This window comes from Gilvimarinus sp. 1_MG-2023, assembly GCF_030548285.1.
In genome coordinates this window covers 1-232 of record NZ_JAUOSC010001821.1, presented here as the reverse complement: position 1 = coordinate 232, position 232 = coordinate 1, and the positions used below count along the sequence as shown (strand labels likewise).

General features: G+C 58.2%; 1 protein-coding gene. It reads right to left on the bottom strand.

All coding sequences use genetic code 11. The features are described from left to right. A partial coding sequence (locus tag Q4563_RS22990) for a penicillin-binding transpeptidase domain-containing protein (RefSeq protein WP_303606198.1) occupies window positions 1-232 on the bottom strand: 232 nt, incomplete at both ends.

The following is a 232-nucleotide window of genomic DNA, read 5'->3' as shown; positions in this document are numbered from 1 at the left end:
CCTGTACCGCTGGCAGGTTGAGAGAGTAGTTCAAGGCCCGTGGTGGTGAGACCGGCCCGGAAAAACCGGCCGAGAAGTTACCCGGCTGATAGGCCTGGCGCAGCCGGGGGGCATCGGTTAGCAAACTGGCACCATGAATCAGCCCTTGATCCAGCGCCAGACCATAAATAAAAGGCTTTAACGTTGAGCCAGGGGAACGAATGGCTTGCACCATATCCACATGCCCCAGTCG